General features: G+C 63.2%; 27 protein-coding genes. 14 read left to right on the top strand and 13 right to left on the bottom strand.

From position 1 onward, the window contains the following. Window positions 1-70 precede the first annotated feature (70 nt). The 4 genes from NKI99_RS00655 to NKI99_RS00640 all read right to left on the bottom strand — a co-directional run bounded on the left by NKI99_RS00655 (window position 71) and on the right by NKI99_RS00640 (window position 4,417). Complete coding sequence (locus NKI99_RS00655; RefSeq protein ID WP_352609340.1) at window positions 71-1,318, bottom strand: ABC transporter substrate-binding protein; 1,248 nt, start codon at window positions 1,316-1,318, stop codon at window positions 71-73. 110 nt (window positions 1,319-1,428) lie between these two features. Further along, the gene (locus NKI99_RS00650) at window positions 1,429-2,574 is read right to left on the bottom strand and encodes an ABC transporter ATP-binding protein (RefSeq protein WP_023808792.1); all 1,146 of its coding nucleotides are present in this window, start codon (window positions 2,572-2,574) and stop codon (window positions 1,429-1,431) included. A gap of 88 nt (window positions 2,575-2,662) precedes the next feature. Next, window positions 2,663-3,613, bottom strand: coding sequence for a PfkB family carbohydrate kinase (locus tag NKI99_RS00645; protein WP_352440062.1), 951 nt, complete (start codon window positions 3,611-3,613; stop codon window positions 2,663-2,665). 3 nt (window positions 3,614-3,616) lie between these two features. Further along, window positions 3,617-4,417 (bottom strand): beta/alpha barrel domain-containing protein, encoded by an 801-nt coding sequence (locus NKI99_RS00640; RefSeq protein WP_127255183.1) that lies wholly within the window; start codon window positions 4,415-4,417, stop codon window positions 3,617-3,619. Between the two features lie 162 nt (window positions 4,418-4,579). Between NKI99_RS00640 and NKI99_RS00635 the strand changes: the two genes are divergently transcribed. The 3 genes from NKI99_RS00635 (at window position 4,580) to NKI99_RS00625 (ending at window position 7,709) form a co-directional block, all read left to right on the top strand. Beyond that, window positions 4,580-5,341: a DeoR/GlpR family DNA-binding transcription regulator gene (locus NKI99_RS00635; protein WP_352609339.1), complete on the top strand. Its 762-nt coding sequence runs from the start codon at window positions 4,580-4,582 to the stop codon at window positions 5,339-5,341. 267 nt (window positions 5,342-5,608) lie between these two features. Next, entirely contained in the window at window positions 5,609-6,757 is a 1,149-nt protein-coding gene (locus NKI99_RS00630; RefSeq protein ID WP_352609338.1) for a Gfo/Idh/MocA family protein, read from the top strand. Window positions 6,758-6,767: 10 nt separating this feature from the next. After that, on the top strand, window positions 6,768-7,709 hold the full coding sequence (locus NKI99_RS00625; protein ID WP_352609337.1) for an alpha/beta hydrolase: 942 nt from the start codon (window positions 6,768-6,770) through the stop codon (window positions 7,707-7,709). 10 nt (window positions 7,710-7,719) lie between these two features. Here the strand turns inward: NKI99_RS00625 and NKI99_RS00620 are convergent, their stop codons facing one another. Further along, complete coding sequence (locus tag NKI99_RS00620; RefSeq protein WP_352609335.1) at window positions 7,720-8,754, bottom strand: LacI family DNA-binding transcriptional regulator; 1,035 nt, start codon at window positions 8,752-8,754, stop codon at window positions 7,720-7,722. Window positions 8,755-9,166: 412 nt separating this feature from the next. On the opposite strand from NKI99_RS00620, the gene rsgA reads away from it, so the two are divergent. Beyond that, window positions 9,167-10,177 carry a ribosome small subunit-dependent GTPase A gene (gene rsgA / locus NKI99_RS00615; protein WP_031212275.1) on the top strand — a complete coding sequence of 337 codons (1,011 nt, stop codon included), beginning with the start codon at window positions 9,167-9,169 and terminating at the stop codon, window positions 10,175-10,177. Between the two features lie 26 nt (window positions 10,178-10,203). Here rsgA and NKI99_RS00610 read toward each other — a convergent pair whose 3' ends face one another. Continuing rightward, window positions 10,204-10,737 carry a sterol desaturase family protein gene (locus NKI99_RS00610; protein ID WP_023808800.1) on the bottom strand — a complete coding sequence of 178 codons (534 nt, stop codon included), beginning with the start codon at window positions 10,735-10,737 and terminating at the stop codon, window positions 10,204-10,206. 173 nt (window positions 10,738-10,910) lie between these two features. On the opposite strand from NKI99_RS00610, the gene NKI99_RS00605 reads away from it, so the two are divergent. Beyond that, window positions 10,911-11,381 carry an NUDIX hydrolase gene (locus NKI99_RS00605; RefSeq protein WP_023808801.1) on the top strand — a complete coding sequence of 157 codons (471 nt, stop codon included), beginning with the start codon at window positions 10,911-10,913 and terminating at the stop codon, window positions 11,379-11,381. A gap of 10 nt (window positions 11,382-11,391) precedes the next feature. Here the strand turns inward: NKI99_RS00605 and pobA are convergent, their stop codons facing one another. Genes pobA through pcaD form a run of 6 tightly spaced genes read right to left on the bottom strand, consistent with a single transcriptional unit; the run spans window position 11,392 to window position 16,201 of the window. Further along, window positions 11,392-12,564: a 4-hydroxybenzoate 3-monooxygenase gene (pobA, locus tag NKI99_RS00600; protein WP_352609334.1), complete on the bottom strand. Its 1,173-nt coding sequence runs from the start codon at window positions 12,562-12,564 to the stop codon at window positions 11,392-11,394. Next, entirely contained in the window at window positions 12,564-13,616 is a 1,053-nt protein-coding gene (locus NKI99_RS00595; RefSeq protein WP_352609333.1) for a 3-carboxy-cis,cis-muconate cycloisomerase, read from the bottom strand. Before NKI99_RS00595 ends, pobA begins: the two co-directional genes overlap by 1 nt. A 19-nt stretch (window positions 13,617-13,635) precedes the next feature. Continuing rightward, entirely contained in the window at window positions 13,636-14,250 is a 615-nt protein-coding gene (gene pcaG, locus NKI99_RS00590; protein WP_023808804.1) for a protocatechuate 3,4-dioxygenase subunit alpha, read from the bottom strand. Continuing rightward, window positions 14,250-15,002, bottom strand: coding sequence for a protocatechuate 3,4-dioxygenase subunit beta (pcaH, locus tag NKI99_RS00585; RefSeq protein ID WP_023808805.1), 753 nt, complete (start codon window positions 15,000-15,002; stop codon window positions 14,250-14,252). The genes pcaG and pcaH overlap by 1 nt, the downstream gene beginning before the upstream one ends. Then, entirely contained in the window at window positions 14,992-15,399 is a 408-nt protein-coding gene (pcaC, locus tag NKI99_RS00580; RefSeq protein WP_023808806.1) for a 4-carboxymuconolactone decarboxylase, read from the bottom strand. Before pcaC ends, pcaH begins: the two co-directional genes overlap by 11 nt. Then, complete coding sequence (gene pcaD / locus NKI99_RS00575) at window positions 15,392-16,201, bottom strand: 3-oxoadipate enol-lactonase (protein ID WP_023808807.1); 810 nt, start codon at window positions 16,199-16,201, stop codon at window positions 15,392-15,394. The genes pcaC and pcaD overlap by 8 nt, the downstream gene beginning before the upstream one ends. Before the next feature lie 92 nt (window positions 16,202-16,293). Between pcaD and pcaQ the strand changes: the two genes are divergently transcribed. Then, complete coding sequence (gene pcaQ / locus NKI99_RS00570; RefSeq protein ID WP_352609332.1) at window positions 16,294-17,211, top strand: pca operon transcription factor PcaQ; 918 nt, start codon at window positions 16,294-16,296, stop codon at window positions 17,209-17,211. An 18-nt stretch (window positions 17,212-17,229) separates the two neighbouring features. On the opposite strand, the gene NKI99_RS00565 is transcribed toward pcaQ, so the two are convergent. Then, the gene (locus NKI99_RS00565; RefSeq protein ID WP_352609331.1) at window positions 17,230-18,156 is read right to left on the bottom strand and encodes an aldose 1-epimerase; all 927 of its coding nucleotides are present in this window, start codon (window positions 18,154-18,156) and stop codon (window positions 17,230-17,232) included. 60 nt (window positions 18,157-18,216) lie between these two features. Between NKI99_RS00565 and NKI99_RS00560 the strand changes: the two genes are divergently transcribed. The 8 genes from NKI99_RS00560 to NKI99_RS00525 all read left to right on the top strand — a co-directional run bounded on the left by NKI99_RS00560 (window position 18,217) and on the right by NKI99_RS00525 (window position 26,477). Continuing rightward, complete coding sequence (locus NKI99_RS00560) at window positions 18,217-19,008, top strand: FadR/GntR family transcriptional regulator (RefSeq protein ID WP_128302383.1); 792 nt, start codon at window positions 18,217-18,219, stop codon at window positions 19,006-19,008. After that, window positions 19,005-20,732: an IlvD/Edd family dehydratase gene (locus NKI99_RS00555; RefSeq protein WP_352609330.1), complete on the top strand. Its 1,728-nt coding sequence runs from the start codon at window positions 19,005-19,007 to the stop codon at window positions 20,730-20,732. Before NKI99_RS00560 ends, NKI99_RS00555 begins: the two co-directional genes overlap by 4 nt. 11 nt (window positions 20,733-20,743) lie before the next feature. Beyond that, window positions 20,744-21,520, top strand: a complete 777-nt coding sequence (locus NKI99_RS00550) for an SDR family NAD(P)-dependent oxidoreductase (protein ID WP_128302381.1) — start codon at window positions 20,744-20,746, stop codon at window positions 21,518-21,520. Between the two features lie 34 nt (window positions 21,521-21,554). Next, on the top strand, window positions 21,555-22,553 hold the full coding sequence (araD1, locus tag NKI99_RS00545; RefSeq protein ID WP_352609329.1) for an AraD1 family protein: 999 nt from the start codon (window positions 21,555-21,557) through the stop codon (window positions 22,551-22,553). 52 nt (window positions 22,554-22,605) lie between these two features. Further along, on the top strand, window positions 22,606-23,631 hold the full coding sequence (locus NKI99_RS00540; protein ID WP_352609328.1) for an ABC transporter substrate-binding protein: 1,026 nt from the start codon (window positions 22,606-22,608) through the stop codon (window positions 23,629-23,631). Window positions 23,632-23,707: 76 nt separating this feature from the next. Further along, entirely contained in the window at window positions 23,708-24,811 is a 1,104-nt protein-coding gene (locus NKI99_RS00535; RefSeq protein WP_352609327.1) for an ABC transporter ATP-binding protein, read from the top strand. Further along, complete coding sequence (locus NKI99_RS00530; RefSeq protein ID WP_352609326.1) at window positions 24,808-25,680, top strand: ABC transporter permease; 873 nt, start codon at window positions 24,808-24,810, stop codon at window positions 25,678-25,680. Before NKI99_RS00535 ends, NKI99_RS00530 begins: the two co-directional genes overlap by 4 nt. After that, window positions 25,677-26,477, top strand: a complete 801-nt coding sequence (locus NKI99_RS00525) for an ABC transporter permease (RefSeq protein ID WP_128302376.1) — start codon at window positions 25,677-25,679, stop codon at window positions 26,475-26,477. The genes NKI99_RS00530 and NKI99_RS00525 overlap by 4 nt, the downstream gene beginning before the upstream one ends. Window positions 26,478-26,482 lie beyond the last annotated feature (5 nt).

The following is a 26,482-nucleotide window of genomic DNA, read 5'->3' as shown; positions in this document are numbered from 1 at the left end:
TCCGTTGTTGCCGGGTGGCCTGCCCGAAGTCAGGCCACCCGGTCAAAGATAGCAAACGGGAACAGGCCGATCAGAATTTCGCCATCCAGCCCTTCTGAGCGGCGGCTGCGGCTTGTTCCGGAGATTGCTCGCCGGCGAGCATCTTTTGAGCTTGCACGTCGAACTGGGTCATCAGGTCTTCTGCCACCGGCAGGCCCGTGAACTCATTGGCGAGATAACCGGTCTTGAAGATTTCAAAAGCCTTGCCGAAAGCCTTGTCCGAGGTCACGAAATCGGGCTTGGCGTTGACATTGCCCGGGAAGGCGTTTGCAAGCGACACGAGCTTGGCGTTCACCTTTTCACTCATCACATATTGGACGAGTTTCCAGGCCTCTTCCTGATGTTTCGAGGCAGCAGAGATGCCGATGCCCCAGGAGGCATAGGGAAGGCCGCGCTTGCCGGTATAGTTTTCCACGACCGGGACCGGGATGAGGTCGAAGTTCAGCTTGGGATTGCGCTTGCGGATGAGGTTCACATGCGCGAGCGAGTCGATCATCATCCCGACGCGGTTGTTGACGAACTCCTCGACCTTTTCCTGCTCGGTCTTGGTGGCGATGCCGGGCGAGATGGTGCCGGCGTCGTTGAGAGATTTGACGAAGGTGAGCATATCCACCACCGGTTTGCCCTCAAGGTCCGGCTTGCCGTTCGCCATCATCGACTGACCCGAAGCCCAAACCCACGACATCATGTCGTTCTGGACGCCGGATGGCGTTTGCAGCGAGAGGGGCAGCACCCAGCCATACTGGTTCTTGTCGGCGATCGTCATTTTCTTGGCGGCTTCGAGAAACTCCGCACGGCTCGACGGCAGCTTGGTCACGCCTGCCTGGGCAGCAAGGTCCAAATTCACGAAGACCGGATAGACGAAGGAAGCCACGGGAAACATCACCGCCTTGCCGTCCACCTTGATGATGTCCGCGACCTGGCTCTTATCGAAAGCGCTCGCATCCATCATCGGATTCATGTCGGCGAGTGCGCTCTGCGCATTCAGATTGTTCACCCAGGCACCGTCGAGACCGACGACGTCGCTGAGCGTTCCGGTTGCAGCACCAACCGAGATCTGGTCTCGCGTGGTCGCGTAGGGGCCGCTGACCAGCGTCACTTTGATTCCGGGATTTGCGGCCTCGAAGTCATCCATGATTGCCCTGAGCGAGCCAGCCGGCAATTCGGGCTCCCACCATTGGGTGAATTCCAGCGTCGTATCCGCCATGGCGCCGGTTGCGCCAAGCAACCATGCGGCTGCGGCTATTTTCAGCATCGCGGGTTTTATACGAAACGTCATCTTCTCCTCCTTCTTTATATTCGACCGCACAATGCGGCCGATCGTCTGGTTATTCACAAGTCTTCTTATGCAGGTGCCTCACCCTCACCCGCGGGTCTTATCGCTGATATTCAGATTGCCAGATGCGTCTCGGGATCGAAGAAATGGAGCTTGGTATCATCCAGGGCCAACCTGATTTCCGAGCCGGAGCGGACTGTGCTGACCGGTTCGAATTTCGCCACCGCATTCGACGCCAGGCCGAAATCCTGCACCGCGTCGGGGTCGCCGGAGTCCACCCGGACCGCGTCGATGTCGAGATGGACGATTTGTTCGGATCCAAGTTCTTCGATCGAGGTCACCTTTGCCGGTATCGTCTGATACTTGCGGCCGGATTCGAGGCTGCTGTCATAGAGATCCTCCGGTCGTATCCCGAACACGACCTTGCGCCCCGCATACGACCTCAAGTCCGGCCTGCGGACGAAGGCTGCATCCTGCAGCCGGATGGCTAAGGCGCCGGACATCAGTTCGTCGCCCGTCAGGGTCGCCTCGAAAAGGTTCATTGAAGGAGACCCGATGAAGCCGGCAACGAAGGCGTTCACCGGCGATTCATAGAGCCTCTTGGGTGTGTCGACCTGCTGCAGCACGCCGCCTTTCAACACCGCGACCCGGTCGCCCATCGTCATGGCTTCGGTTTGGTCGTGGGTCACATATATGGTCGTTACGCCGAGCTGCTTTTGCAAACTGGTGATTTCGGCGCGCATTTGAACGCGCAGTTTCGCGTCCAGATTGGAAAGGGGTTCGTCCATGAGAAAGGCTGCCGGCTCGCGCACCATGGCGCGGCCCATGGCAACCCTTTGACGCTGTCCGCCTGAAAGGTTCGCGGGCTTGCTGTCCAGCAGAGACGTCAGTTGAAGGGTTTTGGCGATCTCGTCCACGCGCTTTTTGCGCTCGGCCTTCGGCTTGCCCGCCAGCCGCATCGAAAAGCCGATGTTTTCGAACACCGTCATATGCGGGTAGAGGGCGTAGCTCTGGAAGACCATCGCGATGTCGCGGTCCTTGGGCGGCATGTCGACAACGTCGACTCCGCCGATCCGAAGGCTGCCGCTGGTGACGTCCTCCAATCCCGCGATCATCCGCAGCGCGGTGGATTTGCCACAGCCGGACGGCCCGACGAGAATCAAAAACTCGCCGTCCTTGACCGACAGGTTCAATTGGTCGATTGCGTGAAAATTGTTCCCGTATGTCTTGCAGATATTCTCAAGAACGACTTCTGCCATATTCCTCCCTCCACAAGTCTAAGCCACTGATTTTTATGATTGTCCTCGGCTTATGTTCACCTGCGAAATATTCCTCGGATAGTTCGGACTAAGTTCCGGTATCGAGCCGCGCATATTTCAGTTCGACTGCCGACGGCGCTTTCGTCGATGCCAGGAGTTCCATGACCTGGTCGTTGGTCGGAAGCGCCTCGCGTCCGCCCCGCCCCGTTATCGAAAGGGCCGCCGCCGCAGCCGCGAATGCGACCCGGCCTGCGGTGTCGGCCCCGCGCGTCAATGCAAGGGCATAAGCGCCATGAAAGCAGTCACCGGCGCCGGTCGAGTCGACGACGGCAACCCGGTGCGGAGGCAGGTGCCAGAGCCCTGTCTGGTCGCGTCCGCGATAGAAGACGCCCCTGCCGCCATCCGTCAGAACCACGGCGGACCGCGACGGCAACCACAATGCGTCGAGTATCTCGGCCGGCGACCGGCGGCCGGTGGCGGTCCGCGCAAAGCCGAGCGGAAGAATGAGATGGTCGCAGAGCCCGATCAGTCTCTCGGTGGCCGGGCCGTGGCTCCATTCGACATCACCGAGGATCGCAAGGCCGAGATCGCGAGCCCGGGCCACGACATCCAGCGACCCGATCCCGTAACTGTCGACGATCAGGACTGTCGCGCGGCTGAGAACCTCGTCCGGAAAGTCCGGCGCGGTGCCCAGCATCGCTTCGTCGTCATACGCGATGAATCGCTCGCCATCCGAACCGACGGTGATCCGCGAGCGCACCGGGCGCGCGTGCGGGTGGCGCGGCGCGAACGCGGTTTCAACGCCGCTCGCAACGAGATCGCACAACACGGCGTCGTCGGCGGCATTGCCCAGCCATCCGACGAACCCGGCGCTTCCGCCGAGCCGCGCGACGGCGGCAAGTGCCGTCGCGACATTTCCTCCGAAAGCTCGGGCACTTTGCAGAACCTTCCCCTTGCCCGCCGACAACGGCTGATCGACATAGACGATGTCGTCGATCGCAATAGCTCCGAAGCCGAGGATTGAAGGGACGGTGGGCATCGTTCAGGCACCCGCCTTCGCCAAGGCGTCTTGCGCCGAAAGGCCGTCATGGATGACGCCTCGAAAGGCGATCGCTGCCTTTTCCGGATCACCGTGCCCCCAGAGATTGCGGCCCACCACTGCACCGCGCGCACCGGCACGGATGGCGTCCGCCGTCTGCTGAAGGGCGCCGAGCAGCGTGTCGGTCTTCGGACCACCGGCGATCACAACCGGCACCGGGCAGGTCCGAACGGTCTCTCGAAACGACTCGAAATCGCCCGTGTAACCGATCTTGATCACGTCGACGCCGGACTCGTAGCCGATGCGTGCCGCATAGGCGATCTCGTCGGGGGTGAAGACGATTTTCGCCCCGTCGGTGAAATCGCGAGGGTAGATATGCGCCACCACCGGCATGCCGTAACGGGCCGCCGCATTCACCGAATCGGTCAGCCAGCGTATGTATTTGCCCTCGGTCGCGCCGCGCACCGGAATGGCCACGGCCAACGCATCGGCGCCAGCGCGCACCGCATCCTCGGGCGTTGCAATCAGTTCACTGATGCGATCGTCCGGGGTGAAGCAGCCGGCCTGGATCACCAGGCAAGCCTTGCCCGCGTATTGCGGCCACAGATGGCGCGCAGTGCCAGGCTGGATGCTGACGTAGTCGGGTTTGCCCACCATGACGCGGGCAAGCGCGCCCGGCAGGTCGGCGAGACCTCCTTTGCGCACGTCGCCATAGCCGACAAAGTGGTCGACCGCGCCGCCAAAAAGATTCCCCGACGGATGTGAGAAGAGGCGCGCCAGGCGCACCTTGGTTCCGAGGCTCATGAGTCCAAAACTCTCCAATCGATTGATTTCAAAATCCTGGACCCAGTGTTTGCGAAAGAAAAGACAAATGCAATCTTTCGAAAGCTTTCGAATTCGCATATTTTTGGTAGAGTGAACCGAGGCCAGGGGGATTGCTTGGCGGATGGAGGCAAGGACAGGACAATGTTATCAGAGCAGAGACGCCAATCGATCCTGGGTGAAGTGCAACGCAGCGGACAGGTTCGCATCAAGGACCTGTCGGACGATTTTGGCGTGTCGGAAGTCACTGTGCGCTCCGACCTCGAGATACTGGACCGTAAGGGACTGCTGACCAAGACCCGCGGAGGCGCGGTGACCCGAACCACGGATTCGACCACGGCCGCGTTCGCCCGGCGGATGCAAACGAACCTCAATGCAAAGAAACGCATCGCCCGGGCAGCGGTAGAACTGTTCGAGGACAACCAATCGGTCATCTTCGACGGCGGCTCGACATTGATGCAGGTTGCCATGCTGTTACCGCCGCTCAGCAATGTCGTGGTCGCGGCCACGGCGATGAATATCGTGCAGCATCTGATGCATCGGCCCGGGCTCGACGTTCACATGATCGGCGGCCGGGTCTATCCAGACACGGTGAGCACACTGATCACCGATGCCGACACGGCTCTCGGCGGCTTGGTAGCGCATCAGGTCTTTGTTGGAGCGCATGCGATTGATTCGTCACTGGATGTGGTCGACGTGAACGAAGACATGGCGCGAACGAAGCGAAACCTCGTGCGCATGGCCCGGCGCGTTGTCCTCCTTGCGGATTCGAGCAAATGGGGCGTCAGCGGGACCTCAAAGGCCTTTTCGCTGTCGAGCGTCGATGTCGTGATCACGGACGATGGCCTGTCCGGCGCGATACGCAGCCAGCTTGATAGGACCGGGGCCAAGGTGATCTATGCCTGACTCCCTCGCGGTCCCTGGCCACGACGGAAATACCCAATGCGCGCATGACCCACGGGATTCGCATCGGCGGTCGGCCGTTTTTTCATGTCGGTCATTTTCTCCTCCCAGGGCTGGCAGCCTCCCGATATCGCGCCAGCATTTTCGCATGTTGGATAAAAATTTTACGCGCGTCAATATTTAAAATGTTGTATAGCCCTTTGCGAAAGCGATCCGTTGCCGGCTGGGCGAATCCGGCGGAGCATGGCGCATCGGGAGGTACGATCGAAAATGCACGGGATACCAATGACGAAACTCGGGATCGGCGTCATCGGATGCGGCAATATCTCGATGACCTATCTGCGCAATGCCGCCCTCTTCGGCGGCATCGAATTGCGCGCCTGCGCCGATATCTCGGCCGACATGGCGGCGCTGCGGGCGAAGGAATATGGCATACGGGCACTCGGCGTCGATGCACTGCTGGCCGACCCCGAGATCGATCTTGTCCTCAACCTGACCATTCCGGCGGCGCATTTCGATATTTCGTTTGCCGCGCTTTCGGCCGGCAAGCACGTCTTCACCGAAAAGCCGCTCGCCACCTCGGCCGCCGATGGACAGCGCCTGGTCAATGAGGCGCGGTCGCGCGGCCTGCTGCTCGGCTCGGCGCCCGACACGTTCCTCGGTGCGGCCGGGCGCCGTGCGCGCCGGTTGATGGACCAGGGCGCCATTGGCCGTCCGGTCACCGGCACCGCCTTCATGATGGGCCGCGGCATGGAGCACTGGCACCCCAACCCGCAATTCTACTACCAGCCAGGCGGTGGCCCGGTGTTCGACATGGGTCCGTACTATCTGACCATGCTGGTCAATCTGCTCGGCCCGGTCGAGCGCGTCATGGCAATGGCGACACGCGGCCAGGAAGAAAGGCTGATCACCGCCGAAGGGCCATTCAAGAACACCACATTCAAGGTCGGCACGCCGACCAATGTGCTGTCGCTGCTCGAGTTCCGCTCCGGCGCGACCGTCACCTTCGGCGCCTCGTGGGACGTCTTTCGCCACTCCAACCATCCGATCGAACTGCACGGCACGGAGGGCTCGCTGCGCCTGCCCGACCCCGACACGTTCGGCGGCACGGTGTCGCTGTCGGAACGCGGCACCGACTGGCAGGATTTCGCCAGCGAGGGCGAGCTCTACGGCGCCCGCAACTGGCCTTACGCGGCACCCGATCGCGCCAATTACCGCATGCTCGGCGTCGCCGATCTGGTGCGCTCGCTTCAAACCGGCAACACCCCACGGGCCTCCGGCAGCCTTGCGCTGCATGTACTGGAGGTCATGGAGGCTATCCTGCGCTCCGGTGAAACACAGGGATCAGTCGCCATCGCGGGCGATGTCGTGCAGCCGGCCCTGCTGACCGAGGAAGAGGCGAGCAGCCTGCTGGCCTGAGGGTATGATCATGACGCTCGATCCGGATGCGCTGCGCGTCCTCGAAATTGGTCGTGCAGCCGGCGGCGAGCCATTCGAGACCGGCAGCGTGGCGGCAGCGCGAACTGCCTACAACGCCTCGTTCCCGGCGCTACAGGGTGAGCACGAGCCGGTCGCTGCGACCCAAGAACGGCAGATCGACGGGCCGAATGGGCCTATTGCGCTCCGCATCCATCGCGGCATCGGCGCACCGCAAAGCGGGGCGTCGGCGCTGCTCTATTTGCATGGCGGCGGCTGGGTCATCGGCAACCTCGATTCGCATGACGAGATCTGTCGCCTGATGGCCCATCTCGGCAACGCCGTCATTGTCTGTCCTGACTATCGCCTGGCGCCGGACCATAAATTTCCCGCCGGGCTCGAGGATTGTCTGGCAACTCTTCGTTTCCTGGCCGAGAACGCCGCCGATCTCGGCATCGACATCAGACGCATCGGTGTGGCCGGCGACAGTGCCGGCGGCAACCTCGCGGCCGTGCTGGCGCTGCTCGCCCGCGATGGGCTGGCGCCAGCCCTTGCCGCGCAGATCCTGATCTACCCCAACACCGACGCGCGGCAGACATCCGACAGCTACCGACGTTTCGGCGACGGCTTCGGGCTCACCGCAACCACCATGGCCTGGTTCCGCGACCATTATTTGCGAACGCCCGACGATATCACGGACTGGCGCGTCTCGCCCTTGCTGGCGCCTGCCCTCGCCGGCGCGGCGCCGGCTTTTGTGGCGCTTGCCGGCTGCGACATCCTCGCCGACGAAGGGGCAGCCTATGCGGCGCGCCTGCAAGCCGCGGGCGTTCCGCTCATCCTGCGGCAATGGCCGGGGCAGATCCACGGCTTCGTCTCGATGGGACGCCATATCCCCGCTGCCCGGCAAGCGGTGGCCGAGGCGGTGGCCGCCTGGCGCCAGTTCGAGAAAAGCTGATGCCGGTCGTTCAGGCCGACTGACGCATCACCAGGGTGGCGCCGAGCTTGACGGTGCGCGCCATGCCCTGCTTCGGGGGATCGGCCTCGTCCAGCAAGGCCAGCAGGATCTCGACGCTGCGCCCGGCCATGGCGGCGAAATCCTGCGCCATGGTGGTCAGCGCCGGGCAGGTGTAGCGGCTCAGCGGATGATCGTCATGCGCAGCGACGCGCAGATCGCAATCGGGCCTGCGGCCGACCTTCAGGCCGCGCGAGTACGCGGCTGCCATCACGCCAAAGGCGAGACGATCGTTGGCGCACAGGATGGTGCGGCCGGGCAAGGCGCCGGCCTCCAGCATTTTTTCCGTCTGCTCGTAGCCGATGCGTTCGAAGTCCCAGGTGTAATCGCGGGTACCCTCGATGACGACCGGCTTGATCCCGGCGGTCTCCATCGCGACGATGTAGCTTTCCTGGCGTTCGCCGGAGTTGTGGTTGACGTGTGGGATGTCGAGATAGACCGGCGGCTCACCCGAACGGCAGAGATAGTCGACGATGGTCGAGACGCTCTGCCGGTTGTCGTTGCCGACGAACGGCGTATCGCCCTCGATATAGGTGTCGAAATAGACAATCGGAATGTCCTGCCCGAGCTTGTCGAAGACGCCGCGGTCGGAAGCCAGACCCAGTGGGGCGATGATCGCGCCGGCGACCTTCAGGGACAGCAGCGTCCTGACCGACTCCGCCTCCAGCTTCGGCGAACCATGCGAGGAGATGACGATCGGCCAGTAGCCTTCGTCGCGGCAGCGAAATTCGATGCGGCTGACCATCTCGGCGTAGAACGGATCGGTGATCGTCGGCACGACGATGCCGATGTTGCGGGTGCGCTTGCGATTGAGATTGCGGGCGAAAAGGTTGGGCTGATAGTCCGAGGAGCGCAGGGCGGCTTCGATGCGCGCCCTCGTCGCCGGCTTCACGCTCGCCGGATCGTCGAAATATTTGGACAGCGTCGGCCGGGACACGCCGCATGCCTGGGCGAAGTCGTCCATCGTGCGGTGTGTCTTCTCCGCCATCGATATATTCCTGATCCCCTGCCATGATCGGCCCCGCCACCAGTCATGCGGCCGTTGACCGGATGCGACAATGCTCGACAGAACTTATTCAGTCAATTTTCACGGTTACCAATAGAGCGCAAAAAAATTGCATGCGTCAAATTATTTGTTAACGTTTAAAGCTGACGTGGCTCGCCGCCGTTTTCCCGCCAAACGCTTTCGGACAGCGCTGTTTCGTCGACTTGATCGTCAGTTCGACTATCAAGGGATAGGCTGCAGAAGCTTGCCGCTCGCTCTCGGCTACGGGCCTGCTTGCCAAATGTCGCCATGCCGCCCATACACGGCTTGGGCAATCGCCTCGCCCGTTCGCCACCTGCCAGGGATACTGTCCGATGTCTGCGACGCCGTGGTCAAAGCCGTGACGGATTCTTCCATGCCATCTCTCGCCAGCCTGGGCTGGACGGATTTTTTCGCTGATCAGCTCGAGCCCGACGACGCCGATCTCGTGCCGACGCGGATCGCCACCGTCCACCGCGATCGCCTGACCGGCCTGTCGCAGGCAGGGCCGGTCGATCTGACGCTGCCGGCGCAGGCGAACACCGGTGACTATGCGGTCGGCGACTGGGTGCTGGTCGATGGGCATGAACACCTTGTCCAGCGCCGCCTGTCCCGCAAGACGGTGTTGGAACGCCGCACCCAGGGCGGCAGGGTGCCGCAGCTTGCCGCGGCCAATGTCGACACGCTGTTCATCGTCACCTCGTGCAATGCCGACTTCAATCCCGCCAGGCTCGAGCGCTACCTGGCGCTGGCCAATGAAGCCGGAACGACGCCGGTGATCCTGCTGACCAAGGCCGATACCGCTGAAGACGCCGAGACCTATGAAAGGCAGGCTGCCGCGTTGCAGCGCGGATTGCCGGTCGTGATGCTGAACCCCCGCACATCGGATGCGGCAACCGCCCTGGCTGCCTGGTGCGGTGTCGGCCAGACGGTGGCGCTGATCGGCTCCTCCGGCGTCGGCAAATCGACGCTGGTCAACACGCTGGCCGGATCGGCGCAGCAATCGCCGCAACAGACCGGAGGCATTCGCGAGCACGATTCCAAGGGACGCCACACCACCACGTCGCGATCGCTGCACGCCATTGCCGGCGGCGGCTGGGTGATCGATACGCCGGGCATGCGGACTTTGCAGGTCAGCGACGTCGCCTCCGGCATCGACACGCTGTTTGCCGAAATCACCGAGCTCGCGCCGCTCTGCAAGTTCCGCGACTGCACGCATGTGCATGAGCCGGGCTGCGCTGTGCAGGCTGCCTTAAAGGCCGGGACGCTCGATCCGGAGCGCCTTGCCCGCTGGCGAAAACTGTCCGACGAGAACCAGAACAACACGCCGGTTCAGAGCGGCCCCCGCGGAGCCAAGTCTCCCGGCGGTCGCGGGAAGAGGCGTTGAACGGTTGGGGTTGGTCTGGCCTCGGACTAGAGCCGCGCCGTCCCGAAAACCCGATCCCAGAATATCGACGTCACGCCGAAATTGGCGTTTTCGTCGACATGATGATGCACGGCGTGTCGGCGCTTGAGCGTGTAGAGATAGCTCGGATGGGCGGGGTGCCAGTGATGGATCATGTGGTGGATGCTGATGTACCAGAGGTACCCCAGCATCAGCCCGCAGCTTACCGCGCTCGCGGTTGCGAAGTCCGAGACCACCCAAACGGGCACAAACGCGATCAGCGCATGCACCCCGAGGCTGAGCCAGGTCGGGGTGCCCACCGAACTGCGCTCCTCGACATGGTGACGATCATGCAGGTCCTTGATGTAGGGAATATGGTGAAGAACGAACCTGTGCAGCACATACTCGATCAGCGTCCAGAGGCCTAGACAGGCGAGGACCGTGCCGATCCAGCCTGGTGCACTCTCTTCGCCGGCCTCGAGCAGCCCGGCCACTGCCAGCACGGCGATTACCAGCGGATACACGACGAAGTCGCTATAGTAGCCAATAAGACCGAGTTGCATCGTCACCTAGCCTTCGAGCCGCCAAATAAGCGATGGTATCAGATTGCCGGACTCGCGGGTGAGGTGCAATGCAGACGAACCTGACATAGCGTCGCAATCCCTAGGTGCAAGGTTCGCGTCAACGATTCAAGGACCATCGGCAGGCTGCCGGCTTCGCAAACGGACGTATCACAATGGCAAAACGCAGTGCGGGATTGCTGATCTATCGCCGCGGCGACGGCGATCTCAGGGTGTTGCTGGTTCATCCGGGCGGACCGTTTTGGGCGAAGAAGGACGACGGTGCGTGGTCGATACCGAAGGGCCTCATCGGCGAGAACGAGGACGAATTGGCGGCAGCGCAGCGCGAGACCGAGGAAGAGCTCGGCATCAGGGTCGATGGGTCCTTCACGCGTCTCGGCGACTACAGGCAACCAGGCGGAAAGATCGTCATGGCCTGGTCTGTCGAGGCGACCGCCGACATTGATGTCGCCGCCATCACGAGCAACATTTTTACCATGGAATGGCCGCCAAGGTCGGGATTCCTGAAGGAGTTCCCGGAGGTGGACAGAGCGGGCTGGTTCACCTTGGCCGAGGCCGAGGTGAAGATCCTCAAAGGGCAGCGCCCGATGCTGTCGGACTTTGCCAGGCAGCAAGGCGCCGGATGATCCGCGGCCCTCAGTACGGCAGGCCGACATAGTTCTCGGCGAGCGCGGTCGATGCGGCACGTGACTGCACGAGGTAGTCAAGTTCGGCCTCCTGGATGCGCTGGCCGAACTCGCCGGTGTCTGGAAAGCGGTGCAGCATCGTCGTCATCCACCAGGAGAAACGCACCGCTTTCCAGACCCGTGCCAGAGCCTTGCCTGAATAGGCGTCGATGCCGGCCGTTGACTTGTCGCGATAGAAATCGTGCAGGCCGGCAAAGAGATAGCGCACGTCGCTGGCGGCGAGGTTGAGGCCCTTGGCGCCGGTCGGCGGCACGATGTGGGCGGCATCACCGACCAGGAAGAGCCGGCCGAAGCGCAGCGGCTCGGCAACGAAGGAGCGCAGCGGCGCGATCGATTTCTCGAAGGACGGTCCAGTGACGACATTTGCCGCCGTCTGCTCCGGCAAGCGGCGGCGCAACTCGTCCCAGAAGCGCTCATCCGACCACGCCTCCACGCGATCGTCCTGCGGGCACTGCACATAGTAGCGGCTGCGATGCGTCGAGCGCATCGAGCACAGCGCAAAACCCCGCTCGTGATTGGCGTAGACCAGTTCGCGGTCGGCTGGCGGCACCTCGGCCAGCACGCCGAGCCAGCCGAACGGATACCGCCGCTCGAAGATTTTTAGCGCACGCTCGGGCACCGATTTGCGGCTGACGCCATGATAGCCGTCGCAGCCGGCAACGAAGTCGCAGTCGATGCGATGCGTGACGCCGTCCTTGTCATAGGTGGCGAAAGGCGCGGTGCCGTCGAAATCGTGCAGAGCGACATCTGCCGCCTCGTAGATCGTGGTCAGCCCTGCCGCGTCGCGCTTGTCCATCAAATCGTGCGTCACCTCGGTCTGGCCATAGACGGTGACATGCCTGCCGTCGGTCAGCGCCTCGAGGTCGATGCGATGCAAGCGTCCGTCGAAGGCGAGCGAGATGCCAGTATGCGGCAGCCCTTCGGCATGCAGCCTTGCCGCCGCGCCGGCCTGTTCCAGCAATTCGACGGTGCCCTGTTCGAGCACCCCTGCCCGCACGCGGCCAAGCACGTGCTCGCGGCTCGCACGTTCCAGAATGACCGTCTCGACGCCGATGCCGGCCAGCAGTTGCCCAAGCAGCAGCCCGGACGGCCCGGACCCGATGACGACGATTTGCGTGCGCATCAGAGGCCGAGACTTTCGACCTGTGCGGCCAGTTCGGCGGCAAGGCGCAGCGACGCGGCCGTTGCGACGACCATCTGCGGCAGCAATAGCCACTCCAGCGTCCATGCAGCACCCGACCGCTCCTGCTCATGCACGAGCGCGTGATGCATGCCGGCAAGCTGCGTGGCGTTGAAGCGGGCAAGCGCCACCAGCGCTTCGGCCTTCACCGGGTTCTTCTTGTGCGGCATGGCCGACGAGCCGCCGCCACTGGAAAGCTCGATCTCGGTTCCACCTTGCGCCAGCAGCGCGATGTCCTGGCCGAACTTGCCGAGGCTGCCTGATACCAATGACATCAGGCCGGCAAAGTCGGCGAGCGCGTCACGCTGGCTCTGCCACTGCGGTGCGTCGCCAAGACCAAGCCTGGCGGCAAGTGCCGCGCGCACCGCCGGCCCCTTGTCATCAAGCTTTTCCAGCGTGCCGGCGGCACCGCCGAATTGCACCACCAGCAGACGCCTGGACTGCTCGGATAGCCTCTCCTGATGCCGTTGCAGCGGCGCCCGCCACACCCTGACGCGATCGGCCACTTTGATCGGAAGCGCCTTCTGCATGCGCGTCATCCCGGTCAGCGCCCTGCCGCCAAACCGCTCTTTGAGCGAAGCGAGGCGTATGACGGTTTCGGTCAACAGCAGATCGAGATGCTCGACGACGGATTTCAGCCGAAGCATCAGGCCGGTATCGATCACATCCTGGCTGGTCGCACCGAAATGCACTTTCCGGCCATGCGGTTCGCCGACCGCAGCCCTGATCTGGCGCACCAGCTCCGGCACCATGACGCCGTCCTTGGCGACCCCGGCTCGCAGCAGAGCCGTGTCCGGCCGGAAGGTGCCAAGCGCCGCCACGATCGCTGCCCCGGCATCCTTGGGGATTATCCCGTTATCGGCCTCCGCTTGCGACAGCGCCTGTTCAAAGGCCACCATGGCCTCGATTTCCGCCTCAACGGAAAAATGCCTCGCCGCTTCTTCGTCGCCGAGAAGAGCGGAGAGCAGCGGATGGTCGAAAGGCGATACAGTCATGTCACAGGCCTCCTGAGCATCAGCTATCGAAGAAGACCGTTTCCTTCTCCCCCTGGAGATGGACATCGAAGATGTAGGTATCGCCCTTGCGCTCGGCGATTAGCGTCGGCACGCGGACGCGGTGCTCGATGCGTGCCAGGATCGCATCCCCGGCATTGGCCTTTTCCTCGTCGGAAAAATACAGCCTTGTGTGCAGGCCGAGATTGATGCCGCGGGCGACGATCCAGAGCGTGATATGCGGCGCCATCAGGCGACCATCGTTGAACGGGACGCGGCCAGGCTTGACCGTCTCGAACGTGCAGAGGCCGGTGTCCATATCGGTCGGGCAACGGCCCCAGCCGAAGAAATTCGGATCGGCAGCACCACGCAGTTCGGCCGGCGAATTGTAGAGCCCATCCGCATCCGCTTGCCAGATCTCGATCAGCGCGTCCTTGAGCGGCGTGCCGGTGCCATCGAGCACCCGGATGCGCAGGCCGATGCGCTCGCCCTTGGTCTTGTCGTTGACCATGGTGGCGCCGAGATCACTGGGATAGACGCCGCCGATGCCGCAGAAATTGGGTGTCAACCCGATATGGACGTAGGGTCCGGCGGTCTGCGAAGGGCTTTCCCTGAGCCGGTCGAGCGACTGGGCCATCAATTGCCCTCCAGCCTGTTTTCGAACAGCGACGCGCGGCGCCCGCGCAGCACGATGTCGAACTTGTAGGCGCGCGCGTCGAAGGGGATCGTCGCTTGCATGTCGAGCGCGGCGATCAGCGTCTCAACGGCTGCCTTGTCGGGAATGCCGCGCGCGATCGGGCACTGCCAGATCAGCGGGTCGCCCTCGAAATACATCTGCGTGATCAGCCGCTGGGCAAAGCCGTGGCCGAACACCGAGAAATGAATGTGCGAGGGGCGCCAGTCGTTCGGCCCATTCGGCCAGGGATAGGGTCCAGGCTTGACGGTGCGAAACGCATAGCCGCCGTCCTCGGTGGTGAGGGCTCGGCCGCAGCCGCCAAAATTCGGGTCGAGCGGCGCCAGATAGCCATCCTTCTTGTGGCGATAGCGGCCGCCGGCATTGGCCTGCCAGAATTCGAGCAGCGCGCCGGGCACGCCAACGCCTCGCTCGTCGAGCACTCGGCCATGGACGATAATCCGCTCGCCGAGCGCGCTCTCGCCGGGCCTGGCGAAATTGTGGATCAGGTCGGCGTCAAGTTCGCCCAATATTGCGTGGCCGAAAACGGGGCCTGCAATCTCCGACAGCGTGTTGTCGAAGACGAGGGGGGCTTTTTGCGGCGAGCGCAGCATCGAGGTCTTATAATTCGGCGTCAGAGCCGGCGGATGCCAGGTCCGATCGCGCCGGAAGAAGGCGCCGGTCTCGGGCCTCGTCGAGCCGGACTCAGCGGGCATTCCTGGCTCCGTCCATTTCCGAAAACACGTCCTTGGCTATTCTGAAGGCACGGTTGGCGGCCGGCACGCCGGCATAGATGGCGACATGCAGGAACGCCTCGCAGACGTCGTCGCGCGAAGCACCGGTGTTGACGGTGGCGCGCACATGCATGGCGACCTCCTCATCATGGCCGAGTGCGGCGAGCAGCGCCAGCGTGACGATCGAACGCTCGCGCTTGGTGAAGCCCGGCCGCGCCCACACGGTACCCCAGGCGGCCTCGGTGATCAGTTCCTGGAAAGGCTGGTCGAAATCGGTGGCGGCGACCTCGGCCCGGTCGACATGCCGGTCGCCAAGCACGGAGCGCCGCACCGCGAGGCCGGTGCGATATCTGGCTTCGTTGCCGGGGACTTCATCCATGGGTTTCGGCTCCAGGGGCAAGCGATGCGATAAAATCGCGGATCAGGGCGACCAGCGCCTCTGGCTGTTCGACGCAAGGAATGTGCCCGGCGTCGCGGATGATTTCGAAGCGCGCGCCGGGGATCAGCTCGGCCAGGGAGCGGACAAGATCGGGAGGCGTCGAGCCATCCTGATCGCCGGCGACGCAGAGCGTCGGCACCGCTATGTGGCGTGCGGCATCGGTGAAATCCGCATCGCGAACGGCCATGCAAGTCCCGACGTAACCGGCAAGCGCTTGCCTGGTCATCATGTTCCAATAACCGTCCAGCTCGGCCAGACGCGCCGCGTGGAAGGCGGGGGTGAACCACACTTTGAGCACGCCATCCGCAACGGCCTGGATGCCCTTGCTTTCGACCGTCGCGATGCGTGTGTTCCAGCTGTCTGTCGTGCCGATCTTGTGGGCCGTGTCGCAAAGGATCAGGCCTTCGACCATTTCTGGGCGCCGGCGATAGAAGCCTTGTGCGATCAGGCCGCCGACCGACAGGCCGCACAGCACGACCTTGCTCAACCCGAAATGATCGACGAGCGCCGAGAGATCGTCGACATGATCGTCGATCGATCTGATGTCGCCGATATCGGACAGCCCATGGCCGCGCTTGTCATAGACCAGCAGCGGCATTTCACCATCGAGCGCCGAGACAATTTCGTCCCAGACCCGGAAGTCGGTGCCCAGCGAATTGATGAATATGATCGGGCGTGCATTGCCGGCCGCCTTGGTGTGGCGATGGTGCAGCGTGATGCCGCCGATGGTGACGAATGGCACGGTTTTGGTCCTCCGCCTCCACATTGCACAAGGCGTTTGGTTCGGTAAAATGATATTTTGCGTCGTTTCATTAACTCATGGGTTATCAATCCATGTCCCATAGCCGCATCCGGTTCCGTCACCTGCAGGCATTCCTGGAAGTTGCGCGGCAGGGAAGCGTGGCACGAGCGGCCGACTTGCTGCATGTCAGTCCGCCGGCTGTGACCAAGACATTGCGCGAACTGGAAGAGGCGCTCGGCGTCGCTATGGTCGAACGCGATGGCCGCGGTATCAAGGTGACACGGCTGGGCGAAATCTTCCTTGGCCATGCGGGTACTGCGATCACAGCATTGAGACGCGGCGTCGATTCCGTCCGCCAGGACGGAGCGGTCAGCCGGCCCCCGATTCGCATCGGCGCGCTGCCGACAGTGTCGGCGCGTGTGATGCCGCTTGCCATGAGCCTGTTCCTCGAAGAGGGCACCGGTGCGGCGATCAAGATCGTCACCGGCGAGAATTCGGTGCTGCTCGAACAGTTGCGCACCGGCACGTTAGATCTCGTCGTCGGACGGCTGGCGGCACCGGAGAACATCACCGGCTTCTTCTTCGAGCACCTCTATTCTGAACCAGTGCTGTTCGTGGTGCGCGCGGGACACCCGTTACTCGATCCGGGACAGGATGTGTTTGCACGGCTCGACGAATTCCCGATGCTGATGCCGACGCGGGAATCGGTCATCCGCCCCTTCGTCGACCGCCTGTTCATCACCAACGGCATGACGGCGCCGGCAACCGAGATCGAAACCGTCTCGGACTCCTTCGGCCGAGCCTTCCTGCGGCAGAGCAATGCCGTCTGGATCATTTCGGCTGGCGTCGTTGCCAACGAACTCGGCAGCGGCGCCTTCGTCGCCTTGCCGGTCAACACCGAGGAAACCAAGGGACCGGTCGGCCTGACTATGCGCACCGACACGGCCCCCTCGCCGGCCTTCTCCATCCTGCTGCAGACCATCCGCGAAGCAGCAAGGCAAAGCAGTTGATGCGGCTCAGATTGGCGATCAGGCCGCCTGCGAAGGCGTGAAGCGAACGCTTGCGGATCGCAACTGCCCGGGTGCCAATACCATGCAGCCAGTGTCGATGCCCGCGTTCCTGCGATTGAAGGCATCGGTGATGTTGCTGACCGGTTCGGCGCAAAAGAATGGCTCGCCGGGCGGCGTGTAGAGGACGAGGAAATCGAGCGGCGCCTCGGCCTCGATGTCCAGTTGCCGCCCACGCTCCGGCCAGGAGATCCGGGCACGGCGCGTCCATCCGGTGAAGACCGTGTCGAAGTCCGTCTCCGACACGTCGAAGCCGGTGGTAGGATTGGAGCCAGCGGGCGGCAGGACGTGCCGGGTGGGCAGGATTTCCGCATCGGTCTCCCACATGCCGGATACCTGCGCCTGGACATGTGTCCACGGTGTCGACGGGAAATAGGGATGGAGGCCGAAGCCTGCCGGCATCGGCATGTCCGAGAGATTGCGCAGCGAAAGGGCAATGATCAGCCCGCCATCGACCAGCGAGATCGCTTGCCTTGCCTCATAGCTCCACGGCCAGGAATCGGCGGCATGGCGATAAGATAGGAGGGTGGTGCTGGCTTCGTGCCGGACGACTGTCCATGGCCGACGCCAGCCATGGCCATGCTCATGATGCGGATCTTCCGGGCTGGTCGGCAGTTCGACGGTGCGGCCCGCGAATGCGAAGCGCCCGCCCCTTATGCGATTGGAATAGGGAACCAGCGGGAAGCAGGCCATGGCGCCGGCATCGCGGCTGTCGATCGCCGCCTGATCCGCAGGACGCAGCCAATCCAGGACGGATCCGTTTTGCCGCCAGCGATACGACGCCAGCGCGCCGCCGGCGGCCGGGGCAATCTCTACAGTCGCAATGCCATCGCTGATCGAGACCAGCTCTTGATGCCGCTCGGCAACGGCAGCGGAATTCTTTGTCACCGGCATTCCCCCTCCCTTGACTCCAGTCGCAATGCCGATAAGACATATCATATGAATAGTATGAAGAATAAGAAATCTTTCAGCACGGCGCGCACGTCGAGGGTTGCGGTCGCGGTCTCCAGCGGCTCGACGGCGTTGCACGCGACCGTCGTCGAACAGATCGGATTGCGCATCGTGCAGGGCGATTTCCTGCCCGGCGAGGCACTGCCCAATGCCGACGATTCCAGCGAGATGCTGGGGGTCAGCCGCACGGTGCTGCGCGAGGCGATCAAGGTGCTGGCCGGCAAGGGACTGGTCGAATCGCGGCCGAAGACCGGCACAAGGGTGCGTCCCCGTGCCGACTGGAATTTCCTCGACCCGGACGTCCTGTCATGGCGCTACGCAGGCGGCGTCAGCGCCGACGATGTCCGGGCGCTGTTCGAGCTGCGCCGAGCCATCGAGCCGATGTCGGCCGCACTTGCCGCGCAACGCGCCACGCCGGCGCAGATTGCCGAGATCAATGCCGCGCTGGCCGAAATGGAAGCGGTGGTTGACGACGGCGACCGCTTCGCCAAGCCCGATCTTTTGTTCCATCAGACCATCCTGCGCATGACCGGCAATGAGCTGATCGGCTCGCTGGCGGCACTGGTCGAAACCGCATTGGTGATGAGCTTTCGCCTCTCCAACGACAATCCGGACGGGCAGCGTCATTCTTTGCCGCTGCATCGGGAAGTGGCCGAAAAGATCGCATCCGGCGACGCCACTGGTGCGCAAAACGCGCTGCTGGTGCTCATCGACAATGCCGAGGAAGACGTGCGCCGCAGCGTCCAAAGCCGCAACAAGCGCCGCCAGGATCGGGAACAGACATCGTGACCGACACCAAACGCAAGCTGCGGTCCGAGGCCTGGTTCGGCGGTGAGGGCAAGAACGCCTTCATGCACCGCAGTTGGATGAAGAACCAGGGCATCCCCGCCGACGCTTTCGATGGCCGCCCGGTGATCGGCATCTGCAACACCTGGTCGGAACTGACCCCATGCAATGCCCATCTGCGGGCGCTGGCCGATCACGTCAAACGCGGCGTCTATGAAGCGGGCGGCCTGCCGCTCGAATTCCCTGTGATGTCGCTCGGCGAGAGCAACATGCGCCCCACCGCCATGCTGTTTCGCAATCTGGTCAGCATGGATGTCGAAGAGTCCATCCGCGGCAATCCGATCGACGGCGTCATCCTGCTGGTCGGCTGCGACAAGACCACGCCGGCACTCTTGATGGGCGCTGCGTCGTGCAACCTGCCGACCATCGCTGTTTCCGGCGGGCCGATGCTCAACGGCAAGTTCCGCGGACAGGATATCGGCTCGGGCACCCATGTCTGGAAATTCGCCGAGGAAGTGAAGGCCGGCCGCATGCCGGTCGCCGACTTCCTCGCCGCCGAGCAGGGCCAAAGCCGATCTGCGGGCAGTTGCATGACGATGGGAACGGCCTCGACCATGGCCAGCATGGTGGAGGCGCTCGGCATCGGCATGCCGGACAATGCCGCGATCCCGGCGGTGGATTCGCGCCGTGGCGTGCTCGCGCAAATGGCCGGACGCCAGATCGTCGACCTCGTCCGCAGGGACGTGACAATCGCGCAGATCCTCACCCGGGAAGCATTCGAGAACGCCATTCGAGTCAACGGCGCGATCGGTGGCTCGACCAATGCGGTGCTGCATCTGATCGCCATCGCCAACCGGATCGGTGTCGATCTCAGCCTCGATGACTGGGACCGCCTTGGCCGGGACATTCCAACTATTGTCGATTTGATGCCGTCGGGCCGGTTCCTGATGGAAGATTTCTACTACGCCGGGGGGCTAGCTGCGGTCATGGCGTCGCTTGATGAAGTGGGGCTTCTTCATCGCGACGCCATGACCGTCAGCGCCAAGACCATCGGTGAACTGATCGACGGCGCGCCCAACTACAACAGCGAGGTGATCCGGCCGCTGAGCCAGCCGCTGACCAAGGAAGGCGGCATCTCGATCCTGCGCGGCAATCTGGCGCCTGACGGGGCAGTCATCAAACCGTCCGCGGCAACGCCCGCGCTGATGCAACATCGCGGCAAGGCGGTGGTGTTCGAGAACATCGAGCACTACTACGCCCGCATCGACGATCCGGAGCTGGACATCGACGCCTCCTCGGTGATGGTACTAAAGAATTGCGGACCGCGCGGTTATCCAGGAATGGCCGAGGTCGGCAATATGCCGCTGCCGGCAAAACTGCTGAAGCAAGGCGTCTCCGACATGGTGCGCATTTCGGACGCGCGCATGAGCGGCACCGCCTACGGCACCGTGGTTCTGCATGTGGCGCCGGAAGCAGCCGCAGGTGGCGCGCTGGCTCTGGTGCGCGACGGCGACCTCATCGAACTCGATGTCGCCGGTCGCCGGCTGGAGCTTTTGGTGTCGGATGAGGAGCTGGCGATCCGCCGGCGTGACTGGCAGCCGCCGGCACCGCCGGAAGGCGGCTATCAGAGCCTTTATGTCGAGCGCGTGCTGCAGGCCGACAAGGGCTGCGATTTCGACTTTCTCGTCGGTCGGCGCGATGCCGGCATTCCTCGGCATTCGCACTAGAGAGGCGCGCGATGACGGATGAAATCGGCTATGCGATCTATCCAAGCCTCAAGGGCCGCAGCGTCTTCATAACCGGCGGCGGCAGTGGCATCGGCGAAAGCCTGGTGCGCCATTTCTGCGCGCAAGGCAGCCGCGTCGCCTTCGTCGACATGGCCGAGGAGCCTTCCCGGCGTCTGGTCGACGCGATCTCGGCCGAGGGACATGCCGCGCCGCTGTTCATTCCCTGCGACCTGCGCAACGTCGAAGAGTTGCAGGCGGCAACCGTTCAGGCGATGCAGCACAACGGCCCTATCCAGGCGCTGTGCAACAATGCCGGCAATGACGACCGCCACCAGACCAAGGACGTGACGGTTGCCTACTGGGACGACCGCATGGCGGTCAATTTGCGCCATCAGTTCTTCGCGGCGCAGGCGGTGCGTCCACAGATGAACGCGCTGGGCGGCGGCTCGATCATCAATTTCGGCTCCATCACCTGGATGGTCGGCGATCCGGATTGCCCAGCCTATGTCACCGCGAAAGCGGCTGTTTACGGCATGACGCGGGCGCTGGCTCGCGAACTCGGCCCCGAACGCATCCGCGTCAACTGCATGGTGCCGGGATGGGTGATGACAGAGCGCCAGATGCGGCTGTGGCTGAACTCGGCCGGCGAACGCCAGATCGCGGAAAGGCAGTGCCTGCCCGACCGGCTGCAACCCTCCGATATCGCGCGCATGGCGCTGTTTCTCGCCGCAGACGACAGCCGCATGTGCACGAGCCAGCAGTTCATCGTCGATGCGGGCTGGGTGTGACCCGTACGGCTCCAAGGGAAGAAGGTTAGTATTCATGCGTCTTGTTCAGTTCAGAATGGCCGACGGCAGCAGAGGGGTTGGCCGTGTCTCGGATGACGGCAATCATCTGCACCCGCTCGAAAAGACCGGCAGCGTGCTGGAGCTGGCCGAAGCGGCAATTGCCCAGGGCACGTCGATCGCAGCGCTGGTTGAGAAGCAGACGGGCACAGCGAAAATCGACTACGACCAACTGTTGCGCGATGGCCAGGTGCTCGCTCCGGTCGACCATCCGGAACCGGCGCGCTTCCTGGTCACCGGGACCGGCCTGACCCACACGGGAAGCGCCGCCGCGCGCAACCAGATGCATGTTCTGACCCATGGCGAAGGCACCGAGGAATCGGATTCGCTGAAGATTTTCCGTATGGGCCTGGAAGGCGGCAAGCCTGCCGCCGGGCAGATCGGCATCCAGCCCGAATGGTTCTTCAAGGGCGTCGGCACCTGTGTCGTGCCGCCCGGCGCGCCGCTACCGATGCCGGCCTTCGCGCGCGCCGGCGCCGAAGAGGCCGAGATCGTCGGCCTCTATCTCAACGGGCCGGACGGCCGCCCCTATCGGATCGGCTATGCGCTCGGCAACGAATATTCCGACCATGTGACGGAGGGCGAGAACTACCTCTACCTCGCCCACTCCAAGCTTCGCTCCTGCTCCATCGGACCCGAGCTGCTGATCGGTGACCTGCCCGAAGAAGTGCGCGGCCATTCGCGCATCCTGCGCGACGGCACTGTCATCTGGGAGCAGGAGTTCCTGTCGGGCGAAGCGCACATGTCGCACTCGATCGCCAATCTCGAACACTTCCATTTCCGCTACCCGATGCACCGCAGGGCGGGCGACCTGCATGCCTATTTCTTCGGCGCGGCGGTGATGAGCTACGCCTCCGGCGTCAAGACGGCTTCCGGCGACGAGTATGAAATCCAGGCACAGACATTCGGCAAGCCACTGCGCAACCGGATGGTGTCGGTGCCGGACGAGGGACTGGTCGCTGTTACCCAGCTGTGACGGCGCAGGCCCGAAAATTACGGTCCACCAGAACGACAATGGGAGATTAAAAATGGGACTGAAGAAAGCGTTTCTAAGACTAGCGACAATCGGGCTCGGCATCGGCCTGATGACATCGGCGGCGCTCGCCGCGAACCTGCGGGTACTGGCCTGGGACGGCTACGCCGATGCCGACTGGGTCAAGGACTTCACCGCCGCGACCGGCATCGGCGTCGATGTCGTCTTCATCGGCAGCGACGACGAGATCTGGGCCAAGATAAAGGGAAGCGAAGGCCAGGACTTCGACGTCTTCGCCGTCAACACCGCCCAGTTGCAGCGCTACATCAAGGCCGACCTGGTGTCGCCGATCGACGTCACGAAGCTCGCCAACCAGAAAGAAGTGCTGCCGCGCTTCCGCGATCTGACCGCGGTGAGCGGCGTGACCAAGGACGGCAAGGTCTACGGCATTCCGTTCTGCTTCGACTCCATCGGCCTGATCTATGACACCGACAAGGTCAAGCCAGCACCGACCTCGATGTCGGTTCTGTGGGACCCGGCCTACAAGGGCAAGGTTCTGGCCTACGACAATGGCGAGCACAATTTCTCGTTCACGGCGCTGACGCTCGGCTACAAGGATCCGTTCAACCTCAACGAAGAGCAGATGGCGGCAGTCAAGGCCAAGCTGGTCGAACTCAAGCGCAACGTGCTGAGCTTCTACACCACCGCCGACGAGGCGCAGCAGATCTACCAGAACAATGATGTGGCCCTGATCTGGGCCAATTACGGCCAGCAGCAGGTCAAGGCACTGCAGAAGATCGGCGCTCATGTCGCCTACGTCAATCCAGGCGAGGGCGCGCTCGCCTGGCTCGACAACTGGGTCATTTCCAAGGGTGTCCGCGACAATGCGGCGGCCGAGAAGTGGATCGACTTCATGCTGAGCAAGAAGGTCAGCGGCGAGCTTTCCGAGCGCACCGGCTTCGGCAACACGGTGACGGAAACCGGCAGCGCCGGCGGCAACGACAAGCTGGTCTGGCTCAACAATGTCGAGGACCCGCTCAAGCGTTCGGACATGTGGAACGAGGTCAAGGCTACGCCCTGATCTTTCCGCTCTATGCCTTCGAAGGACCCGGCGGTCCGGAGGTTCCGGACCGCCGAAGCGTATGCGAGAGTATTTCATGAACCAGAACACCGACCTCTTGACGCTGCGGTCCGTCTCGAAATCCTACGGCACGGTCCCCGTGCTGCACGACATCGACCTGTCGATCCGGGATGGTGAGTTCCTCACCGTGCTCGGGCCTTCGGGCTCCGGCAAGACCACGGTGCTGCGGCTGATCGGCGGACTGGAACCGCTGACGTCAGGCGAGATCCGCCTGGATGGGCAAGACATCAGCCGCATGCCGATCAACCGACGGCCGTTCAACACGGTATTCCAGGACTATGCGCTGTTTCCGCACCTGACCGTTTCCGGCAATGTTGGCTACGGGCTTTCGGTTCGCCATATCCAGCGCAAGGAAATCGCGCGCCGTGTCGCGGAGGCGCTGGACCTGGTCCAGCTCGGACGTTTCGCCGACCGCTTTCCGGCGCAGCTCTCCGGCGGCCAGCGCCAGCGTGTCGCGCTCGCCCGTGCACTGATCTGCCAGCCGCGCCTGATCCTGCTCGATGAGCCGCTGGCGGCGCTCGACCTCGAACTGCGCAGGCAGATGCAGGTCTTCCTGAAATCCATCCAGCGCGAAATCAAGACCACCTTCCTGTTCGTCACCCATGACCAGGAGGAAGCCATCGGCATGGCCGATCGGATCTGCGTCATGGAGGCCGGCCATATCCGCCAGCACGGCACGCCGCACGACCTTTACTACAGGCCGAATTGCGAGTTCGTCGCGCGCTTCTTCGGCGAGAACAATCTGATGTCCGGAAAACTTGGGCCGGTGCAGGGCGAGCTGCGATCGATCGAGACGGCGCTCGGCCGCCTGGTCTGCTCGATCAGTGACCAGCCGCATTTGAAGGCCGCAGCAGATGGCGCCAGCGCCTACGCTGCGTTCCGTCCCGAGGCCTTGCATCTTGCAGACGCAAAGGACACCGACAACCGTTTTTCCGGCACGATCTCCGACATGGCCTTTGCCGGCTCATCGAGCGTCGCCACCATCGCGGCAGGCCCAGACAATGCTGCGCAACGCTTGCGGCTGCGCGTGCCGAGCCGCATCGACGGCAGCGCGCTCAAATCCGGCGAGGCTGTATCGCTTTCGTTTGCGCCGCATGAAGGCCATCTGGTGCTGGCATGAGCGAAGCCGGCTCGACACTCACTGCGGAAAGACGACTGTCGCTGCTGGTCACGGTGCTGGCGTTTGCCTTGCCGGTTGTCTTCGTCCTGGTGCCGCTGGCGATCTTCCTCGGCTACAGCTTCTTCAGTGTCGACCAGGGCACCATCGTCTACGGGTTGTCCCTGGGCAACTATATCAGGTTCTTCACCGATCCGGTCTTTCTGCCGGTGTTCTGGAACACCATCGTGCTGTGCGTGTCGGTGGCCATCATCTGCATCCTACTTGCCTATCCCGCCGCCTACTTCCTGACGACGCTGAAAGGCCGTTGGCGCTATGCCTTGCTGATGCTGCTGCTGGTGCCGCTGCTGATGAGCTACGTCATCAAGATCTATGCGATCCGCAGCATCCTCGGCCTCAACGGCTTCCTCAACAAGGCGCTGGTGGCGCTCGGCATCCTGCAGGAACCGTCGACGCTTTTCGTGTTCAACATGAACGCCATCCTGCTGACGCTGACGCTACTTTTGATTCCCTTCGCCATCCTGCCGATCTTCCTGTCGCTGGAGCGGATTCCGCAGGTGCTGCTGCGTGCCTCGGACGATCTGGGGGCCAGCAGCTTGCAGACCTTCCTGCGCATCACCTTGCCGCTCAGCCTGCCCGGCGTCGCTTCGGCGGCGAGCTTCGTCTTCGTGCTGGCGATCGGCGATTTCCTGACGCCGCAAATGGTCGGCGGCATCAGCGGCTTCACCTTCGGCCGCATCCTCTACAGCCAGTTCGGCACGGCCTATAACTGGCCGTTCGGCGCGGCGCTGTCGGTGGCGCTGGCCGTCGTGGTGATCGCCGCAATCCTCGTCGGCGAACGCTTTGGCCGCAACCGGGGGACTTCGGTATGAGCGCCCTGCCCCGACTGTCCACGATCTTTCTGGCCGCGATCACGACACTGGTTGCGGTGCTGCTCTACAGCCCGCTGTTCGTGCCGATCGTGTCGTCGTTCTTCACCATTTCGCATGGCTCCGTCGACTGGTCGGCGCCGACCCTGTCGACCTATGTGGCGCTGGCTGAAAACCACGACATACTGGTCGCCTTGCGCACCACGCTGATCGTCGGCGTCTGCACCGTCATCCTGTCGGTGGTCAGCGGAACGCTGCTGGCGCTCTATTATCATGGGCGCCGCTCCGGACGCTCGCTGCTGCAGTTCATCATCTTCCTGCCGTTCCTGATGCCTCCGATCATCAGCGGCCTGGCGCTGCTGATCTTCTTTCGCGAAATCGGTCTCGAACGCTCGCTGCTGACGGTCGTCATCGGCCATACGGTTTTCGTGCTGGCGATCGTCTACCGCACGGTGCTGATGCGGCTGCAGTCGATGAGCCGCACGCTGGTCGAAGCGTCCTACGATCTCGGTGCCACGGGCTGGCAGACCTTTTGGCGCATCATCCTGCCGAACCTGTCGAGCGCCATGGTCGGCGGCGCCATCCTGGCCTTCGCCCTGTCGTTCGACGAGACCATGATCACCATCCTGGTCACCGGCACGCAAAGCACGCTGCCGGTCAGGTTGTGGGCGATGATGCGGCTTGGCTTCTCACCCGACATCAATGCGCTGGTGGCGCTGATCCTGATGTTCACCGTGCTGCTCTGCGTGCTTGCCGCCCGCTTTCTCATCCCCAGACAGCTCGCAACGGAACGGACTTGAGATAG

Origin of the sequence: Mesorhizobium sp. M0239, assembly GCF_040321815.1 — a bacterium.
Taxonomy (GTDB): Bacteria; Pseudomonadota; Alphaproteobacteria; order Rhizobiales; family Rhizobiaceae; genus Mesorhizobium.
The sequence above is the reverse complement of the archived record's forward strand: the minus strand, read 5'-3'. Positions and strand labels throughout refer to the sequence as shown.

What these genes read in the sequence shown, in the direction of transcription:
- NKI99_RS00655 (WP_352609340.1), bottom strand. Translation starts at nt 1,318, where the DNA reads ATGACGTTTCGTATAAAACCCGCGATGCTGAAAATAGCCGCAGCCGCA.
- NKI99_RS00650 (WP_023808792.1), bottom strand. Translation starts at nt 2,574, where the DNA reads ATGGCAGAAGTCGTTCTTGAGAATATCTGCAAGACATACGGGAACAAT.
- NKI99_RS00645 (WP_352440062.1), bottom strand. Translation starts at nt 3,613, where the DNA reads ATGCCCACCGTCCCTTCAATCCTCGGCTTCGGAGCTATTGCGATCGAC.
- NKI99_RS00640 (WP_127255183.1), bottom strand. Translation starts at nt 4,417, where the DNA reads ATGAGCCTCGGAACCAAGGTGCGCCTGGCGCGCCTCTTCTCACATCCG.
- NKI99_RS00635 (WP_352609339.1), top strand. Translation starts at nt 4,580, where the DNA reads ATGTTATCAGAGCAGAGACGCCAATCGATCCTGGGTGAAGTGCAACGC.
- NKI99_RS00630 (WP_352609338.1), top strand. Translation starts at nt 5,609, where the DNA reads ATGCACGGGATACCAATGACGAAACTCGGGATCGGCGTCATCGGATGC.
- NKI99_RS00625 (WP_352609337.1), top strand. Translation starts at nt 6,768, where the DNA reads ATGACGCTCGATCCGGATGCGCTGCGCGTCCTCGAAATTGGTCGTGCA.
- NKI99_RS00620 (WP_352609335.1), bottom strand. Translation starts at nt 8,754, where the DNA reads ATGGCGGAGAAGACACACCGCACGATGGACGACTTCGCCCAGGCATGC.
- rsgA (WP_031212275.1), top strand. Translation starts at nt 9,167, where the DNA reads ATGCCATCTCTCGCCAGCCTGGGCTGGACGGATTTTTTCGCTGATCAG.
- NKI99_RS00610 (WP_023808800.1), bottom strand. Translation starts at nt 10,737, where the DNA reads ATGCAACTCGGTCTTATTGGCTACTATAGCGACTTCGTCGTGTATCCG.
- NKI99_RS00605 (WP_023808801.1), top strand. Translation starts at nt 10,911, where the DNA reads ATGGCAAAACGCAGTGCGGGATTGCTGATCTATCGCCGCGGCGACGGC.
- pobA (WP_352609334.1), bottom strand. Translation starts at nt 12,564, where the DNA reads ATGCGCACGCAAATCGTCGTCATCGGGTCCGGGCCGTCCGGGCTGCTG.
- NKI99_RS00595 (WP_352609333.1), bottom strand. Translation starts at nt 13,616, where the DNA reads ATGACTGTATCGCCTTTCGACCATCCGCTGCTCTCCGCTCTTCTCGGC.
- pcaG (WP_023808804.1), bottom strand. Translation starts at nt 14,250, where the DNA reads ATGGCCCAGTCGCTCGACCGGCTCAGGGAAAGCCCTTCGCAGACCGCC.
- pcaH (WP_023808805.1), bottom strand. Translation starts at nt 15,002, where the DNA reads ATGCCCGCTGAGTCCGGCTCGACGAGGCCCGAGACCGGCGCCTTCTTC.
- pcaC (WP_023808806.1), bottom strand. Translation starts at nt 15,399, where the DNA reads ATGGATGAAGTCCCCGGCAACGAAGCCAGATATCGCACCGGCCTCGCG.
- pcaQ (WP_352609332.1), top strand. Translation starts at nt 16,294, where the DNA reads ATGTCCCATAGCCGCATCCGGTTCCGTCACCTGCAGGCATTCCTGGAA.
- NKI99_RS00560 (WP_128302383.1), top strand. Translation starts at nt 18,217, where the DNA reads ATGAAGAATAAGAAATCTTTCAGCACGGCGCGCACGTCGAGGGTTGCG.
- NKI99_RS00550 (WP_128302381.1), top strand. Translation starts at nt 20,744, where the DNA reads ATGACGGATGAAATCGGCTATGCGATCTATCCAAGCCTCAAGGGCCGC.
- araD1 (WP_352609329.1), top strand. Translation starts at nt 21,555, where the DNA reads ATGCGTCTTGTTCAGTTCAGAATGGCCGACGGCAGCAGAGGGGTTGGC.
- NKI99_RS00540 (WP_352609328.1), top strand. Translation starts at nt 22,606, where the DNA reads ATGGGACTGAAGAAAGCGTTTCTAAGACTAGCGACAATCGGGCTCGGC.
- NKI99_RS00535 (WP_352609327.1), top strand. Translation starts at nt 23,708, where the DNA reads ATGAACCAGAACACCGACCTCTTGACGCTGCGGTCCGTCTCGAAATCC.
- NKI99_RS00530 (WP_352609326.1), top strand. Translation starts at nt 24,808, where the DNA reads ATGAGCGAAGCCGGCTCGACACTCACTGCGGAAAGACGACTGTCGCTG.
- NKI99_RS00525 (WP_128302376.1), top strand. Translation starts at nt 25,677, where the DNA reads ATGAGCGCCCTGCCCCGACTGTCCACGATCTTTCTGGCCGCGATCACG.